Genomic DNA, 15,575 nt, shown 5'->3' with positions numbered 1-15,575 from the left:
CGATCAGCCCTGGCCGCTGCGCAGGGCCTCGATGTAGCGCATCACCGCGGGCGCCTTCTCGAAACGCCGATGCAGCACGGTGAGGCACGAGGTGGGTTGGCTGTCGGCGATGCGCCGGTAGCTGACCTGCGGCAGGGTGATGTGTTGCAGCACCGACTCGGGCACCAGCGCCACGCCCTGGCCCAGCGAAACCAGGGTGATGACCGCCACCAGGCTACCCGGCTGCGGCCCCAGGCGCGGCACGAAGCCACCCTGGGCGGCGACGGCCAGGGTGCCGGAGATCTGCTCGGGCAAGATGAAGGTTTCGGTGGCCAGGCGTGCGGCCATGATCTGCGGCAGCTCGTTCAACCGCGAGCTGGCCGGCAGGGCCAGGACAAAGCCTTCTTCGTGCAGGTCCATCGCGACCAGTTCGTCGGGCAGGTCCATCGGCGTGCGCACGTAGGCGATATCCAGCACACCGTCACGCACCAGCGCGGGGGACTCGGCCATGGGTTGCTCGCGGATGTTCAGCACCACCCCCGGGTGCGACTGGCTGAAGCGCGTCACCTGCTGCTGGAGCAGCCCCGAAAAGGCCGCCGAGGCCACATAACCCAACTCGATACGCCCCACGTCACCGCGCCCGGCCCGTTGTGCGCCCAGCTGCGCGGCATCGAACTGGCGCACCGCCTGTTCGGCCTCGGGCAGCAGCGCCTCGCCGGCGGCGGTCAGGCACACCTCGCGCTGGCTGCGCTCGAACAGGCGCACACCCAGCTGCCTTTCCATGTCCTGGATCTGCCGGCTCAGGGTCGGCGGGGCGATGCCCAGTTGCTCGGCGGCGCGGGTGAAGTGGCCGAGGCGGGCGACGCTGAGAAAATAGCGGAAATGGCGGATTTCCATGGGGTCTCGTTAGCTGCAGGCTAATGACGCAGGCGATCCTGGCTAACAAGGCCAGGCCGTTGCGGCGGTAATGTGTAGTAACACTACAAGATGCGTGACGTGGCGGCAAAGCCGCTGCGCCTATGAGCATCCGGTGGCTACACCGGCCCTGTCGCGGCAGCCTGCTCGGACACTGCGACACCGGCCCCAGATCGCCTTGCACGGGAGCCTTGCAATGTCCTCCGCCCGTTTCACCCTGTTCACGGCTTCGGCCGTGTGCGCCCTGATCATTCTCGACACCAATATCGTCGCCGTCAGCCTGCCGAGCATCGCCCGCGACCTGTCCGGCTCGTTCGCCGACATCGAATGGGTGGTCAGCGCCTACCTGCTGGCCTTCGCCGCACTGCTGCTGCCCGCCGGCAGCCTGGCCGACCGCTTCGGGCGCCGGCGCATGCTGCAACTGGGCCTGGGCCTGTTCGGCCTCGCCTCGCTGGCCTGCGGCGCGGCGCCCACCCTGGTGTTCCTCGACATCGCACGGGCCGCCAAGGGCGTGGGCGCGGCGTTGCTGCTGACCTCGGCACTGGCTGCCATCGGTCACCGCTTCCACGAGCCCGAGGCGCGCATGCGGGCCTGGGCGTTCTGGGGCGCGTGCATGGGCGCGACCATCACCTTCGCGCCGCTGCTGGGCGGGCTGATCGCCAGCACCCTGGGCTGGCGCTGGATCTTCTACATCAACCTGCCGCTGGTGGCGGTGCTGGCGGTGATGGTGCGGCGCAGTGTCGAGGAGTCCCGCGACAGCGCCGCCGCGCGGCTGGACCCGTTTGGCAGCCTGACCTTCGCCGGCAGCCTGGGCTACCTGATCTGGGCGCTGATCGATGCCAACCAGGTCGGCTGGGGCAGTGCCCAGACCCTTGGGCGCCTGGTGATCGCAGCGTTCCTGTTCGGCCTGTTCATTCTGGTGGAGCGCAATCAGGCGCGGCCGATGATCGACCTGCAACTGATGCGCAGCGCACGCTTCATCGGTGCATTGCTGGGCATGTTCGCCTACGCCGCCTGCGCCCAGGTGATGATGACCCTGCTGCCGCTGTACCTGCAGAACGGCCTGCAACTGTCGGCCTTGGCCGCCGGCGCGGGCATGCTGCCGTTTGCCCTGGCGATGCTGCTGACCCCGCGCCTGGGCATGCGCCTGTCGGCGCGGCTGAGCAGCGCCCAGGTGTTCGCCCTGGGCCTGCTGCTGGTGGGCGCGGGCAACCTGCTGTGCGGCGCGGCGGCCAGCTATGGCGGCTACCTGAGCTTCGCCCTGGCCAGCATCGTGCTGGGCGCCGGGGCCGGGCTGCTCAACGGCGACACGCAGAAGAACATCATGGCCTGCGTGCCGCGCGAGCGCACCGGCATGGCCTCGGGCCTGAGCACTACCACGCGCTTTGGTGCCATCGTGCTGGCCATCGGCATTCTGGGCGGCATCCTGGCGGCGCGCAGCGGGCAGTTGCTGCGCGAGGCGGTGGCAGGGGTGGCGCCTGGGCAACTGGACAAGGTCGGCGACATGGCCACCCGGGTTGCCGCCGGTGACCTGCCGGCAGCGCTGGCTATGGTCGACCCGGCACTGCGCGAAACCCTCGCGCCGCTGGCGCAGCACGCCTTCATCGGCGGCTTCGAGACGGTGCTGCAAAGCGCCGGGGTGGCAGCGCTGGTGTTCGCCGTGGTGGTCGGTGTGCTGCTTGGCAGGCCGCTGCCGGTGCCGCAACCGCTGCCGGCGCGCTGATCGCGCGCGCGCTGGCGTTCGGCGCAACTGAAAAGCCCCAGGCGTTGCGCACTGGGGCTTTGTTTTTGCCGACCTTCAGGCTTTCGCGGCGAGTGCCTTGATCACTTCATCGATACTGCCCTGCAGTTCGCTCACCGGGTTTTCGCCGCCGCTCTCCAGCACCAGCAGGCGGCTGCCGGCCTTGGCGACTGCCGCAGCTACCGCCTCGCTCGGCTGGCGATGGTCGAGCACCAGCGCCACGTCGTTGTCCTTGAGCAGGGCGGTCAGCTGTTGCAGTGCCTCGGGGGTCCACTGGTCTTCGGCGGGTACGCTGTAGGCCACCTGCTCCAGGTTCAGCCCGCCGATCAGGTAACCGAAGCGCTCCGACAGGCTTACCACGCTGAGGTTGTCGACTTCGCCCAGGCGCGCTTCGCTGTCGGCACTGAGCTTGAGCAACTGCTGCTTGAGCGTGGCCAGGTTGGCCTCGATTTTCGGCTTGGCGGCCGGCGCCAGGCGCACCAGGTCGGCGGCGGTCACGTCGGCCATGCGCCCCAGGTTGTTGCTCGACAGCCACGGCTGGCTGTTCAGGCCGTCCTTTGGCGCCCCCGGCTGCACCGCAATGCCGGGCAGGCTGCCATCCACCGGGCGTGCGGCATCCACTTCGACGATGCGGATATTGCTGCGCCGCGCCATCGGGTACAGCGGGTCGTCCGCCCATACCGAGCGCAGGCCGATCACCGCATCGGCGTTCACGGCCAGCTTCTGCAGGGCCGGCGCCCCGCGCCCGCTGAAGTAGGCGGTCTGGCGCGAGCCGGGCAGGTTGGCCGCGGCGGCGCGTTGCAGCTTCACCTCGCTGCCGTCGAGCAGCAACTGGCCAAGGCCGTAGGTGATGGGCAGGGACGCCAGTACCTGCACCGGGCGCGCGGCTTCGGCGGCCTGTGCGGCAACACTGAAGGCGCCGCTCAGGGCCAGTACCAGGGTCAGTTGGCGAAATGTCGGCTTCATCCGATGTTTCCTTTCAGGCTGGGCAGGGTGCCACGGGCGATGGCGGCCAGGGCGAAGGCCATGCCGGCGACCAGGATGATCGCGGCGCCCGAGGGCAACGGCAGGTCGAACACGATCGGCAGCAGGATGCCGCTCAGGGTGCTGAGGGTGGCGATCACCACCGAGGTCCAGAAAAACCCCTTGAGCGACTGGCTCAGCAGGCGGGCGGCAGCGGCCGGGATCACCAGCAGTGCGCCCACCAGGATCGCGCCGATGACCTTAACCGCGGCCACGGTGATCAGCGTCACCAGCACCACGAACAGGTAGTCCAGGGTCTTCACTGCCACCCCGCGCACTGCCGCCAGCTGCGGGTTGAAGCTGGCCAGCATGATGCGGTTGTACAGCGGCAGGCTCAGGCCCAGCACCAGCGCGCCGACGATGGCCAGCACCAGCAGGTCGTTGCCGTTGACCGTCAGCACCGAGCCGAACAGCACGTTCTCCAGGATGTGCACGTTGATCTTGCCCGCCAGTATCAGCAGCAGGCTTGCGCCCAGCGCCAGTGACACCGACAGGAACACCCCGATCAGGGTGTCCGGGGCCAGCCCGGTGCGGTTGCGCAGGTAGTTGAGCAGCACGCCGAACAGCAGGCAGTAGCCGAACAGGCTGCCGTAGGGGCCGGTATAGGGTTCGCCGAGCAGGATGCCGATGGCCACCCCGGTCAGGGCCGCGTGGCCCACCGCCTCGGAGAAGAACGCAAAGCGCTTGACCACCACCAGCGTGCCCAGCCCGCCCAGCACCGGCCCGATCAGCAGGCCGGCGAGCAGCGCGTTGACCACGAAGCCATAGGCCAGGGCTTCGGGCAGGTAGCCCGAGGACGCCAGGCCCTGGATCATCAGGCGAAATTCTTCATAGTTCATCAGGCGTGGCTCCCGGTCGCCGCAGCGCTGCGCGGGTGGGTGGAAAACAGTTGCAGCAGCGCCTCCGGGCGCAGGGCCTGCTCGGGCGGCGCGTCGAACAGGATGCGCCGGTTGAGGCCGGTGACGTGATCGGCCAGGCGTTTCACCGCCTCCAGGTCGTGTTCGATCCACAGCACGGTGGTGCCGCTGGCGCGCCAGTCCAGCAGCAGTTGTTCGAAGATGCGGATGCCCGCTTCATCCAGCGCCGACATCGGTTCGTCCAGCACCAGCAGTTGCGGCGCCGGAATCAGCCCCTGGGCCAGCAGCACGCGCTGGCGCTCGCCGCCGGAGAGGGCGCCCATGCGCCGCTTGCGCTTGTCCTGCATGCCCACGCGCTCCAGCGCCTGGCCGATGCTCGCCGCGTAGTGGCGCGACAGCCCCAGGAACGCCGGGCGGCGCTGGCACATGGCGGCCATGAAGTCGTCCACGGTCATCGGCAGGCCACGGTCGAATTCCAGGGCCTGCGGCACGTAGCCGATGCAACCGGGGGCGCCGGCCCAGTGCAGGTTCAGGCGGCCGTGGTGGGGCATCTGGCCGAGCAGGGTCTTGATCAGCGAACTCTTGCCGCCGCCGTTGGGCCCCACCAGCGCATGCACGCTGCCAGGGCGCACCTTGAAGCTCACCTGGTCGAGGATGGTGGTGCGGCCCAGGGTCAGGCCAACGGCGTCGAACTCCACGCCGGGGCCCTGGCTGGCAAGGGTGATCGGCTCGATGGCGCTCATGCCCCGGCCTCCTGGATCGCGCGCACCACGGTATCGAGGTTGCTGGTCATCTCCTTTTCGTACTTTTCGGCGCTGTAGTCGCCGTAGGAGATGTGCGACAGCGGGTACAGGCGCACGCCGGACTCACGCTGGATGGTGTCCACATAGGTGGACGGGAAGTCGAGCTCCGAGAAGATCACCTTCACGTCCAGGTCGCGCAGCTGGTTGATGGTCTTCTTCAACTGGCTGGGGCTCGGTTCGATGCCATGGGCGGGCTCGACCACGGCGGTGACTTCCAGGCCGAATTCACGCAGCAGGTAGTCGTAGGCCGCGTGCACGGTGGCCACGCGCAGGTCGGCATTGGGCGCGCTGGTGAGCTTGGCCAGGGCCTCGGCACGCAGCTGGCGCAGGCGCTTGCCATAGGCGCGGGCATTGGCGGTGTAGGCCTTGGCGTTGGCCGGGTCGAGCTTGCCCAGCTCGCGGGCGATGTTGTTGACCTGGGCGATCGAGGCGCTGATCGACAGGAAGGTGTGCGGGTTGACCACCTTGCCCGCGCCGCGTGCGGCGATGCCGGTGGCCGCCAGCAGCGGCACGTTGGCGTTGGCCTCGATGGTGGCCACGCCAGGCTTTTCGCTGGCCTCGATCATGCGGTCGGCAAAATCGTCATGCCCCACGCCGTTGAGCACCACCACGTCCAGCGTGCCGATGCGCTTGATGTCCTCGGCGCGTGGCTCGTAGGCGTGCGGGTTGAAGCCTGCCGGAATCAGCGGCACCACCTCGGCCTTGTCGCCGACGATGTTGGCCACGTAGCTGTAGTAGGGGTGCAGGGTGATGCCGATACGCAGGCGCTTGGCCTCTTCGGCGTGCGCCAGGGGCGCCAGGCACAGGGCGAGCACGCCGGCCAGGATGCGTCGGCGGTTGACCAGAAACGATGAAATAGACATGGGCAGGCGGTCTTCTCTCAGGTGTATCCGTGGGTTCAGTGCCGATGCTGGCGAGTGACCCCGGCATCGAATTGCGCGACGACCTGTTGCCAGCCCGCAGCGCTCAAGGCGGCGTCGCTGAGGTCGTGGGGGGCGGTGAGGTCGGTGCTGCGGTTGAGCCAGATATCGGCCGGGCTGTCGGGCTGTGCGCCCAGGCGCATCAGGAACGAGCCGGCCACTTCGCTGGCCTGGCTGAGCCCCAGGTAGGCGCCGCCTTCGAGCAACTGCCAGGTGTGGCCGCCACGGCTCACGGCGCTGGCGTCGCGGGCGAACGGGGCGTAGCCCTCGGCATCCAGCTCGGCCGGGGTGGGCAGGCGCTGTTCTTCCTGCTGACGCAGCTGGATCTCCTCCAGGGTAACCCGCAGGTCGGCGTACACCCCTTGCTCGCCGGCCGTGAGGTCGCGGCGCGCATCGAACTGATGGGCCGCCACTTCGCTGGTTTCGGTGGTTTCGCCGCGCCAGCTGACCACCGCGCCGGCCACCAGCAGCACCAGGGCGCAGAACAACAGCACGTACAGCGTTTCATGGCCGGCACCGGCCGGGCGGATGGTTTGGGTCGTGGTCGGGGTGCTCATGGTGCCTCGATGTCGGCCTGGTCGATTTCCACCACATGACCGGGGCCTGCGTCGAACAGCACGTAGAACTCGGCATCGGGGCGCTTGAAGGTGAGCTTGGAGTCTTCGCCCAGCTTGCCGGGTACCAGGATGCTTTCGTCGTAGCCGATCACGTCGAGGGTTACGCCGGGGGCGCCGCTGCCGTCGGAAAAGCCGCCGGTGCACTGGATCTGGCCGCCTTCGATCTGCTTGCATTCGCAGATCGGGTTGTGGGCCAGCGCCAGGTTGCTGAAGGTGGCGAGCGAAGTGAGCAGTGCCGCGCCACCCAGGCGACGCAGCAGGTCAGAAACAGGCATCATTTGCCTCCTTGTTTTTGAAGCCAGGCGACAGTGCTTGGCGAGGCCTTGCTGAGCGGGACCGAACCCTGGTGCATGCTGCCGTCCCAGCCTTCCATGGTCACCCACAGTTCGGCGTCGGGGCTGGTCTTGAGCGGCACCGGCACCGTGGCGCCCATGCGGTAAGGGGAACCGAAGAAGATTCCGCCGGCGGCGCGCAGGCTGCGCGGCTTGCCGATACGCAGGTAGGTGGCCTTGACCTGTGGGATACAGGCTTCGCACAGGCTGGCGTTGAAGCTCTTCATGTAGCCGGCCGGCCCGTCCTGGCGCGGCGCCTCGTTGCGCAGCTCGGCCAGCTTCAGGCTCCAGGGGCCGACCTGGACCTCGCCGATCTCGCGTTCGCCCAGGCCCACGTCACCGCGAAACAAGGCCGCATCAGCAAAGTACTTGGGCATGAAACCCAGCGGTACCAACAACAGCAGTATGTTGATGTGAAAACGCCATTTCAGCCAGAACTGGCGCAGGCGCGAAGGCGGTTGTGCAGCGATTGCCTTGCTCATGCCTGGCTCTCCGAAGGGGTAGGGGTGGCAGCGGCGGCGCGCTTGGCGCGTGCCGGTTTTTCGCTGCGCTTGAGGGCGGTGGCCGTGGCGATGGCGGTGCGCTTGGTCCAGATCAGCAGGCCGCTGAGCACCATCATGCTCAGCAGCAGGCCGAACACGAACCAGATCAGCTTGATCCAGATACCGCCGAAATCGCCGGTATGCAGGGGGCGCATCGACTCGGTGACGAATTCGAGCTTGCTGCGGTCGGACAGCAGCTCATGGGCCTCGACCACGCCACTGTAGGGGTTGACCGATGCGGTCTGGAACATCAGCGGGTACCAGCTGCGCCCCCCCACCGAGGTGTGGCTGTAGGCGTTGCTCGGCAGGCTGATGAAGCTCACGTCCAGCCCCGGAATCTTGTCGATGGCGATCTTTTCGATGGCATCCAGGCTCAGCACCGGGGCCGGCTGGCCGGCGGGCGCGGTGGGCACGTTCTCGCGGGCGATCACCGGCAGCACCTGGTTGCTGGAAATCGAGATCTGGTTGTCGAACAGAATCGCCTGGATCAGGAACCAGGTACCGGTGATCGAGATGACTGCGATGAACCAGATCGACCAGATCCCGCTCAGGCGGTGGAAGTCGCCCCAGAAAATCCGCGCACCGTGCTTCAGGCGCAGGGTCGGCTTGAGAAAGCCCTTCCAGAAGCGCTTGTACACCACCAGCCCGGTAACCAGCGAGGCCAGCATCGGCAGCCCCAGCAGCGACACCAGGTACCAGCCCCAGCTGTAGCCATTGGTGAACGGCACCAGCCACCAGCCGTGCAGGGCGCGGGTAAAGGCCTGGAAGTTGAACTGCGCCGCCTCGCCCTGGACCACCCCGGTGTACGGGTTGACGTAGAGCGTGGTGGAGCGCGAGTCGGGGTAGGTGACGCTGACGGTCAGGGCGAAATGCGATTCGTCCGGGCGCACGATGGTGCTGACATACACCCCCGGCTGCGCGGCCTCGACGGCGGCGCGCACCTGGTCGAAGCCCAGCATCGGCGGGTCGCCGTCGGGTTTGGAGGCGCGGACCTCGGGCTGCGCCAGCCAGACGATTTCCTGGCTGACCACGGCCAGCGTCCCGGTGAAGCAGACGATCAGCACGAAGAACCAGATCGGCAGGGCTAGCCAGCTGTGGACCAGAAACCAGAGTTTTGAACGTGACTTTTTCGACATTGGGCAGGCAACTTCGATTCGGAGTGTGGTGAGCATGAGGTTCCGGAGCACGGGGTGTCTGGGCTCAGGCTCGCTCGAAAGGGTGCAGTGGTAATTGTTAGGACGAATGAGAAGCAGAAATCCTGCACTAAAAAATGCAAGCAAATGTTTCCAAGGCTCCCGGCCTGCCGCCGGGAGCCCTGTTGAACCCCGCTGGCGCTACTCGAACGTACGCCCGGCGCGCCAGTAGCCCATCAGGGTCAGCGCGTTGCGGTCCAGGCCCTGTTCGTTGATCAGAAAGCGCCGGATCTGCATCACCGCAGCCGATTCCCCGGCCACCCAGGCGTAGAAGCTCTGGTGGCTGGCGCTGGCACGTTCCCAGAGGATCTGCTGGTCGATGTCCACCTCCTCGAGGCGCGTGTCGGCGGGCGGGCGTCTGGCGGGCAGGGTGGCCAGCTGGGTCACGGCATGCACCATGGCCTGGCCCTGGATACGCTGTTGCTGGTCGCGTGGCAGCCAGTGCAGGGTGGTGCTGGCATTGCAGCGCAGGGCCAGGCAGTCCTGTTGCAGCGGCACCTCTACATAGGCTTCGACCTGGGGCGGGTCATCTTGCCCGGCGAGGGTTTCGAGAATGCCGGCAATGGCTGGCAAGGCGGTTTCATCGCCCACCAGCAGAATGTTGCGCACCCCGGCGGGCGGGTTCCATTCGTAGCCCCCGGGGTCGCCGGCGAAGGCCAGGTTGGGTGCCAGGATCTGCAGACGGTCGCCTGTGCGGGCGTGGGTGGCCCAGGCCGAGGCGGGGCCGTTGACCCCGTGCAGTACGAAATCGATATCCACCTCGGCCTGTTCGCGGCGCAGGGCACGGATGGTGTAGGTGCGCATGGGCGGGCGGCTGGCCTCGGCCAGGGCGCGGCGGGCTTCGTTCCAGTGCAGGTCGTTGGGCAGTTCGGGCGGGCTGCCGTCGGCGGCGGGGAAGAACAGCTTGACGCGTTGATCGGCAGCCAGGGTGTGCATCCGGGCCACGTCCGGGCCGGTGAACACCAGGCGGCTCAGCGACGGGCTCAGTTGGATGCGTTGCTTGAGGGTGACATCGAACAGGCGGTAGGCGCGCTCGGGCTGTGCGCCGGCCAGCTTGCGCAGGCCGCGCCCGACGGCGCGGGTCAGGGAGGAGGCGGAAGTCATGGCATGCACCTTCTTGCTACGGGTTCCCTAGATAGACGGCTAGCGGCACGGCTGATTTAGCCGCGAGCAATGAACGGGGGCCGTGGCGGTGTTTAATTTTTCCTGGGGTGTATCCGTTTCGTAGGGATAACCGGGGCGCTGCCCGCTATCCACCCTGCACGGAAACCATTCGATGAATGCTGAGAAGTCCCTCCAACTGGCCTGTCGTTTCATCGAGCTGGCGCCGGAAAAGCGCAGCCTGTTTCTGCAGGCCCTGAGCAAGGAAGGCCTGGACTTTTCGCAGTTCCCGATTCCTGCCGGGGTCCAGGTGCCGGACCGCCAGGCGTTGTCCTATGCGCAGCAGCGCATGTGGTTTCTGTGGCAGCTGGACCCGCACAGCGGCGCCTATAACCTGCCGGGTGCGGTACGCCTGAACGGCGTGCTGGATGTGGCGGCCCTGGAGCGTGCGTTCAGCCTGCTGGTGGCGCGTCACGAGGTGCTGCGCACGGTGTTCCGCTCGCAGCCCGATGGCAGCGTGCAGCAGGTGCCGTTGGAGCATGCGGTGCGCCTGGAGCAACTGGACCTGAGCGCGGTGCCGGCCGCTGCGCGTGAAGCGCGGGTGCAGCACGAGGCGCAGCAGGAGTCGCTGCGTGCATTCGATCTGGCACAGGGCCCGCTGCTGCGCCTGCGCCTGCTCAAGCTGGATGAACAGGCGCACGTGCTGTTGCTGACCTTGCATCACATCGTCGCCGATGGCTGGTCGATGAATATCCTGATCGACGAGTTCGCGCGCAGCTATGACGCCTGTGCCCAAGGCCTTGCGCCGCAGTTCGAGGCGCTGCCGATCCAGTACGCCGACTACGGCCTGTGGCAGCGTCGCTGGCTGGAGGCCGGCGAGCAGGCGCGGCAACTGGCGTACTGGCGTGAAAAACTCGGCGACGAGCATCCGGTGCTGGAACTGCCGCTCGATTGCCCGCGCCCCTCGTCGCCCAGCTTCGACGGCGAGCGCCATTGCCTGACGCTGGACGCAGGGCTGGCCGAGCAGGTGCGTGGCTTTGCCCGGCAACACAACGTGTCGTTGTTCATGGTGCTGCTGGCGGTCTTCAACGTGCTGCTCTATCGCTACACCGGGCAGACCGACGTGCGCTTCGGCAGCCCCGTGGCCAACCGCAATCGCAGCGAGCTGGAAGGCCTGGTCGGCTTCTTCGTCAACACCCAGGTGTTGCGCACCCCGCTGGCAGGGCACATGAGTTTTCTCGAGTTGCTGCAGGCTACCCGCGACACGGTGAGCGGCGCGCAGTCGCACCAGGACCTGCCATTCGAGCGCCTGGTCGAAGGGTTGCAACTGGAGCGCAGCCTGAGCCATTCGCCGTTGTTCCAGGTGATGTTCAACCACCAGCCGCACGTGGCCGATGTGTCCGCGCTCAAGCTGGCCGGGGGCCTGCAACTGTCGATGCTCGACTGGCGCAGCCGTACCACCGAGTTCGACCTGAGCCTGGACACCTACGAGCAGGGCGGCCAGTTGCAGGTGGCCTGGACCTATGCCAGCGACCTGTTCAAGGCCGCGACCATCGAGCGCATGGCACGCCACTGGGTGGCCCTGCTGCAGGCCGTGGTCGCCACCCCGACGTGTCGCCTCGACGAACTGGCGTTACTCTCGAGCGAGGAGCGCGAGTGTCTGCTCGAGCAATGGGGGCGTGCACCGCTGACCTGTCCCGACCTGCGCGTGCATCAGCGTTTCGAGGCGCAGGTGGCGCAGCGCCCGCAGGCCCTGGCGCTGATCTTCGAGTCGACGCAACTGAGCTATGCCGAGCTCAACCAGCGTGCCAACCGCCTGGCGCGCCACCTGGTGGCGTGCGGGGTAGGGCCGGAGGTGCCGGTCGGCATCGCGGTGGAGCGCGGCATCGACATGATCGTCGGGCTGCTGGCGGTGCTCAAGGCCGGTGGCGCCTATGTGCCGCTGGACCCGCAGTATCCGCAGGACCGCCTGCTGTGCATGATCGAGGACAGCGCCACGCCGCTGGTGCTGACCCAGACCCCGTTGCTGGCGCGCCTGGGCCTGCCGTGCGGGGTGCGCAGCCTGTGCCTGGACCAGGATGCGGCCTGGCGCCAGCTCGACGCCAGCGACCTGGCCAATACCGCCCATGCGCACAACCTGGCGTATGTGATGTTCACCTCCGGCTCCACCGGGCGCCCCAAGGGGGTGGGCATCAGCCACCTGGCGCTGGCCGGGCATGCGCAGGTCGCGCGTGAGTTCTCCAGGCTCGGGCCGGACGACCGGATCCTGCAGTTTGCCACCTTCAACTTCGATGCCTTCGTCGAGCAGTTCTACCCTGCGCTGATCTGCGGCGCTGCCGTGGTGCTGCGCGGCCAGGAACTCTGGGACAGCGAACGCTACTACCACGAGGTCATCGACAAGCAGGTCAGCGTTTCCGACCTGTCCACCGCCTACTGGAACCTGCTGGCCAAGGACTTTGCCGCCGCTGGCCCACGCGATTACGGCAAGCTCAGGCGCGTGCACATCGGCGGCGAGGCAATGCCACCTGAAGGGGTGGCAGCCTGGCGCCAGGCCGGATTGTCGCAGGTGGCGCTGCTCAACACCTATGGCCCCACCGAGGCCACGGTCTGTGTCACCACCCTCGAATGCGATGATTATGTCAGCGGTGTGCGCAGCACCCCGTTGAGCATGCCGATCGGTCGGGTGCTCGGCGGGCGCAGCCTCCATGTGCTGGATGCAAGCGGCGCACCGACGCCGGTAGGGGTGGTGGGGGAGCTGGTGATCGGCGGCGAGTTGCTCGCCCGTGGCTACTTCAACCGCCCGGGCCTGACGGCCGAGCGTTTCATCCCCGACCCGTTCGCCGCGCAGCCGGGTGGGCGCCTGTACCGCAGTGGCGACCTGGCCCGCTTCAATGCCGAAGGGGTGCTCGAGTACGCCGGGCGTATCGATCATCAGGTCAAGATTCGCGGGTTTCGCATCGAGTTGGGCGAAGTCGAGGCGCGCCTGCTCGAACAACCGGGCATTCGCGAGGCGGTGGTGCTGGCCCAGCCCGCTGCCGACGGCCTGCAGCTGGTTGCCTATGTGGTGCCCGGCGACAGCCGCCAGGCACTGGAGGCGCAGGCCCAGGCGGCGTTGCGCGAAGCGATCGGCGCACACTTGCGCGCGGTGCTGCCCGCCTACATGGTGCCGGCGTACCTGCTGTTTCTTGAACGTTTGCCGCTGAGCCCCAACGGCAAGCTGGACCGCAAGGCCCTGCCACCGGTCGATGCCAGCCAGGCCCAGCACACCTACGTGGCGCCGCAAAGCGCGTTGGAACAACAGGTGGCGGCGATCTGGCAGGACGTGCTCAAGCTGGAGCGGGTAGGGCTTGACGATGCGTTCTTCGAGATCGGCGGGCACTCGTTGCTGGCCACCCAGGTGGTGTCGCGGGTGCGTCAGGTGCTGGGGCTGGAGGTTGCCTTGCGTACCCTGTTCGAGCGCAGCCGGCTGGGCGACTTCGTGGCAGCGCTGGGGGGGCGGCAGGCCGCCGGCGAGCCCCCGTTCACCTGTGTCGAGCGCGGCCGGCCATTGCCGCTGTCGTATGCCCAGGAGCGCCAGTGGTTCCTCTGGCAGCTGGATCCGCAGAGCAGTGCCTATCACCTGCCGGCCGCCCTGCGCCTGCGCGGGGCGCTGGACGTTGCGGCGCTGCAGCGCAGTTTCGACAGCCTGCTGGCGCGGCACGAAAGCCTGCGCACCACATTCGTCGAGGTGCAGGGCGAGCCGCGTCAGCTGATTGCCGAGCAGGCCCGTGTCGATATCGACCTCCAGGTGCTGTATGCAGGGGACGATCCGGCGGCGCAGATCCAGGCTTGTATCGAGGCCCAGAACGGCCGCCTGTTTGCCCTGGACCAGGGGCCGCTGCTGCGGGTCAGGCTGCTGCGGCTGGCGGCGCACGACCATGTGTTGGTACTGGTTCAGCACCATATCGTTTCCGATGGCTGGTCGATGCAGGTGATGGTCGACGAGCTGATTGCCTTGTATGCGGGCTACAGCCAGGGGCGCGAAGTTCAGTTGCCGGCCCTGCCGATCCAGTACGCCGACTTTGCCCAGTGGCAGCGCCAGTGGATGGAGGCCGGCGAGCGCGAGCGCCAGCTCGATTACTGGTGCCGGCAACTGGGCGGCGAGCAGCCGGTGCTGGAGCTGCCGAGCGATCGACCGCGGCCGGCCACGCGCAGCTTCAAGGGCGCGAAGCTGGATATCGTGCTCGATGCCGCACTGGCCCGTGGCCTGCGCGCGCTTTCCCAGCGTGAAGGGGTGACCCCGTTCATGCTGTTGCTCGCTTCGTTCCAGACCCTGCTGCACCGCTATAGCGGCCAGGCGCAGGTGCGGGTCGGGGTGCCGGTGGCCAGCCGCAACCGTCTTGAAACCGAGCGCCTGATCGGCTTCTTCGTCAATACGCTGGTGCTGGAGGCGAGGATTGGTGCCGATCTGTCGTTCGCCGAACTGCTGCAGCAGGTGCGCCAGACCACCCTGCAGGCCCAGGCCCACCAGGACCTGCCGTTCGAGCAACTGGTGGAAGCCCTGGAACCGGGCCGCAGCCTGTCACACAGCCCGCTGTTCCAGGTGCTGTTCAACCACCACAGCGAAGATGCCGGTGAACTGCGCGCCATCGAGCGGCTTCCGGGCCTGGAGGTGGAGCGTCTGGACTGGGACAACCACACTGCACAGTTCGACCTGACTTTGGATACCACGGAAACGGCCGATGGCCTTTCGGCGATTCTGGTCTACGCCACCGACCTGTTCGATGCCGCGACCATCGAGCGTCTGGCCCGGCACTGGCAGAACCTGCTGCAGGCGATTGTCGCTGACCCGCAACAGCGCGTCGGCGAACTGCCGTTGCTCGATGCCCGCGAGCAACAGGCCAACCTCCAGCAATGGAACCCGGCGCCTGCGCAGTTCGCCAGCCAGCGCTGCCTCCATGAACTGATCGAAGCCCAGGCTGCGCGTGCGCCGGGCTCCATCGCGCTGACCCTGGGTGACGCCCAGCTCAGCTACCGCGAACTCAACGAACGCGCCAACCAGATGGCTCATGCGTTGATTGCCCAGGGCATCGGGCCGGAGGTGCTGGTGGGCCTGGCCTGCGAGCGCAGCCTGGAGATGGTGGTCGGCCTGCTGGCGATCCTCAAGGCTGGCGGCGCCTATGTGCCACTGGACCCGGCGTACCCCGAGGACCGCCTGGCCTACATGATGGAAGACAGCGGCCTGAGCGTGGTGCTGGCCCAGTCGCACCTGCAACTGCCAGTTCCGCAAGGCGTGCGCACGTTGCTGCTGGACGATGACTTCGGCGCCTTCGCCACGCACAACCCGGCACTCTCGCTGGACCCTGCCAACCTGGCCTATGTGATCTACACCTCCGGCTCCACCGGCAAGCCCAAGGGCGCGTTGCTCGCGCACCACAACGTGCTGCGCCTGTTTGCCGCCACCGAACACTGGTTCAACTTCGGGCCGAGTGACGTGTGGAGCCTGTTCCACTCCTATGCCTTCGACTTCTCGGTGTGGGAGATCTTTGGTGCGCTGCTGTATGGCGGCAGGC

Annotated in this window: 12 protein-coding genes; 2 read left to right on the top strand and 10 right to left on the bottom strand. The window is 67.4% G+C overall.

The features are described from left to right. Positions 1–3: 3 nt before the first annotated feature. Entirely contained in the window at positions 4–876 is an 873-nt protein-coding gene (locus QMX96_RS18355; protein WP_043862404.1) for a LysR family transcriptional regulator, read from the bottom strand. A gap of 214 nt (positions 877–1,090) precedes the next feature. Between QMX96_RS18355 and QMX96_RS18350 the strand changes: the two genes are divergently transcribed. Next, complete coding sequence (locus QMX96_RS18350; protein WP_054915568.1) at positions 1,091–2,617, top strand: MFS transporter; 1,527 nt, start codon at positions 1,091–1,093, stop codon at positions 2,615–2,617. 75 nt (positions 2,618–2,692) lie between these two features. Here QMX96_RS18350 and QMX96_RS18345 read toward each other — a convergent pair whose 3' ends face one another. The 9 genes from QMX96_RS18345 to QMX96_RS18305 form a co-directional block, all read right to left on the bottom strand. Further along, complete coding sequence (locus tag QMX96_RS18345) at positions 2,693–3,601, bottom strand: zinc ABC transporter substrate-binding protein (RefSeq protein ID WP_282362189.1); 909 nt, start codon at positions 3,599–3,601, stop codon at positions 2,693–2,695. Continuing rightward, positions 3,598–4,497: a metal ABC transporter permease gene (locus tag QMX96_RS18340; protein ID WP_043862407.1), complete on the bottom strand. Its 900-nt coding sequence runs from the start codon at positions 4,495–4,497 to the stop codon at positions 3,598–3,600. Before QMX96_RS18340 ends, QMX96_RS18345 begins: the two co-directional genes overlap by 4 nt. After that, entirely contained in the window at positions 4,497–5,258 is a 762-nt protein-coding gene (locus tag QMX96_RS18335) for a metal ABC transporter ATP-binding protein (RefSeq protein ID WP_078480232.1), read from the bottom strand. Before QMX96_RS18335 ends, QMX96_RS18340 begins: the two co-directional genes overlap by 1 nt. Then, positions 5,255–6,181 carry a metal ABC transporter substrate-binding protein gene (locus QMX96_RS18330; RefSeq protein WP_043862409.1) on the bottom strand — a complete coding sequence of 309 codons (927 nt, stop codon included), beginning with the start codon at positions 6,179–6,181 and terminating at the stop codon, positions 5,255–5,257. The genes QMX96_RS18335 and QMX96_RS18330 overlap by 4 nt, the downstream gene beginning before the upstream one ends. A gap of 35 nt (positions 6,182–6,216) precedes the next feature. Next, the gene (locus tag QMX96_RS18325; RefSeq protein ID WP_054915566.1) at positions 6,217–6,795 is read right to left on the bottom strand and encodes a DUF6162 family protein; all 579 of its coding nucleotides are present in this window, start codon (positions 6,793–6,795) and stop codon (positions 6,217–6,219) included. Further along, positions 6,792–7,130, bottom strand: a complete 339-nt coding sequence (locus tag QMX96_RS18320; RefSeq protein WP_043862411.1) for a hypothetical protein — start codon at positions 7,128–7,130, stop codon at positions 6,792–6,794. The genes QMX96_RS18325 and QMX96_RS18320 overlap by 4 nt, the downstream gene beginning before the upstream one ends. Next, positions 7,130–7,669: a thiamine pyrophosphate-binding protein gene (locus QMX96_RS18315; RefSeq protein ID WP_078480229.1), complete on the bottom strand. Its 540-nt coding sequence runs from the start codon at positions 7,667–7,669 to the stop codon at positions 7,130–7,132. The genes QMX96_RS18320 and QMX96_RS18315 overlap by 1 nt, the downstream gene beginning before the upstream one ends. Beyond that, positions 7,666–8,865 (bottom strand): PepSY domain-containing protein, encoded by a 1,200-nt coding sequence (locus QMX96_RS18310; protein ID WP_078480228.1) that lies wholly within the window; start codon positions 8,863–8,865, stop codon positions 7,666–7,668. The genes QMX96_RS18315 and QMX96_RS18310 overlap by 4 nt, the downstream gene beginning before the upstream one ends. Before the next feature lie 198 nt (positions 8,866–9,063). Then, entirely contained in the window at positions 9,064–10,026 is a 963-nt protein-coding gene (locus QMX96_RS18305; RefSeq protein WP_104572903.1) for a siderophore-interacting protein, read from the bottom strand. Between the two features lie 172 nt (positions 10,027–10,198). Between QMX96_RS18305 and QMX96_RS18300 the strand changes: the two genes are divergently transcribed. Further along, positions 10,199–15,575, top strand: a 5,377-nt coding sequence (locus QMX96_RS18300) for a non-ribosomal peptide synthetase (protein ID WP_282362188.1), incomplete at its 3' end; no start/stop codon positions are given.

This window comes from Pseudomonas sp. PS01300, assembly GCF_029960155.1.
In the GTDB taxonomy this organism is placed as follows: Bacteria; Pseudomonadota; Gammaproteobacteria; order Pseudomonadales; family Pseudomonadaceae; genus Aquipseudomonas; species Aquipseudomonas palmensis.
This window is presented reverse-complemented; position numbering and strand designations above follow the sequence as displayed.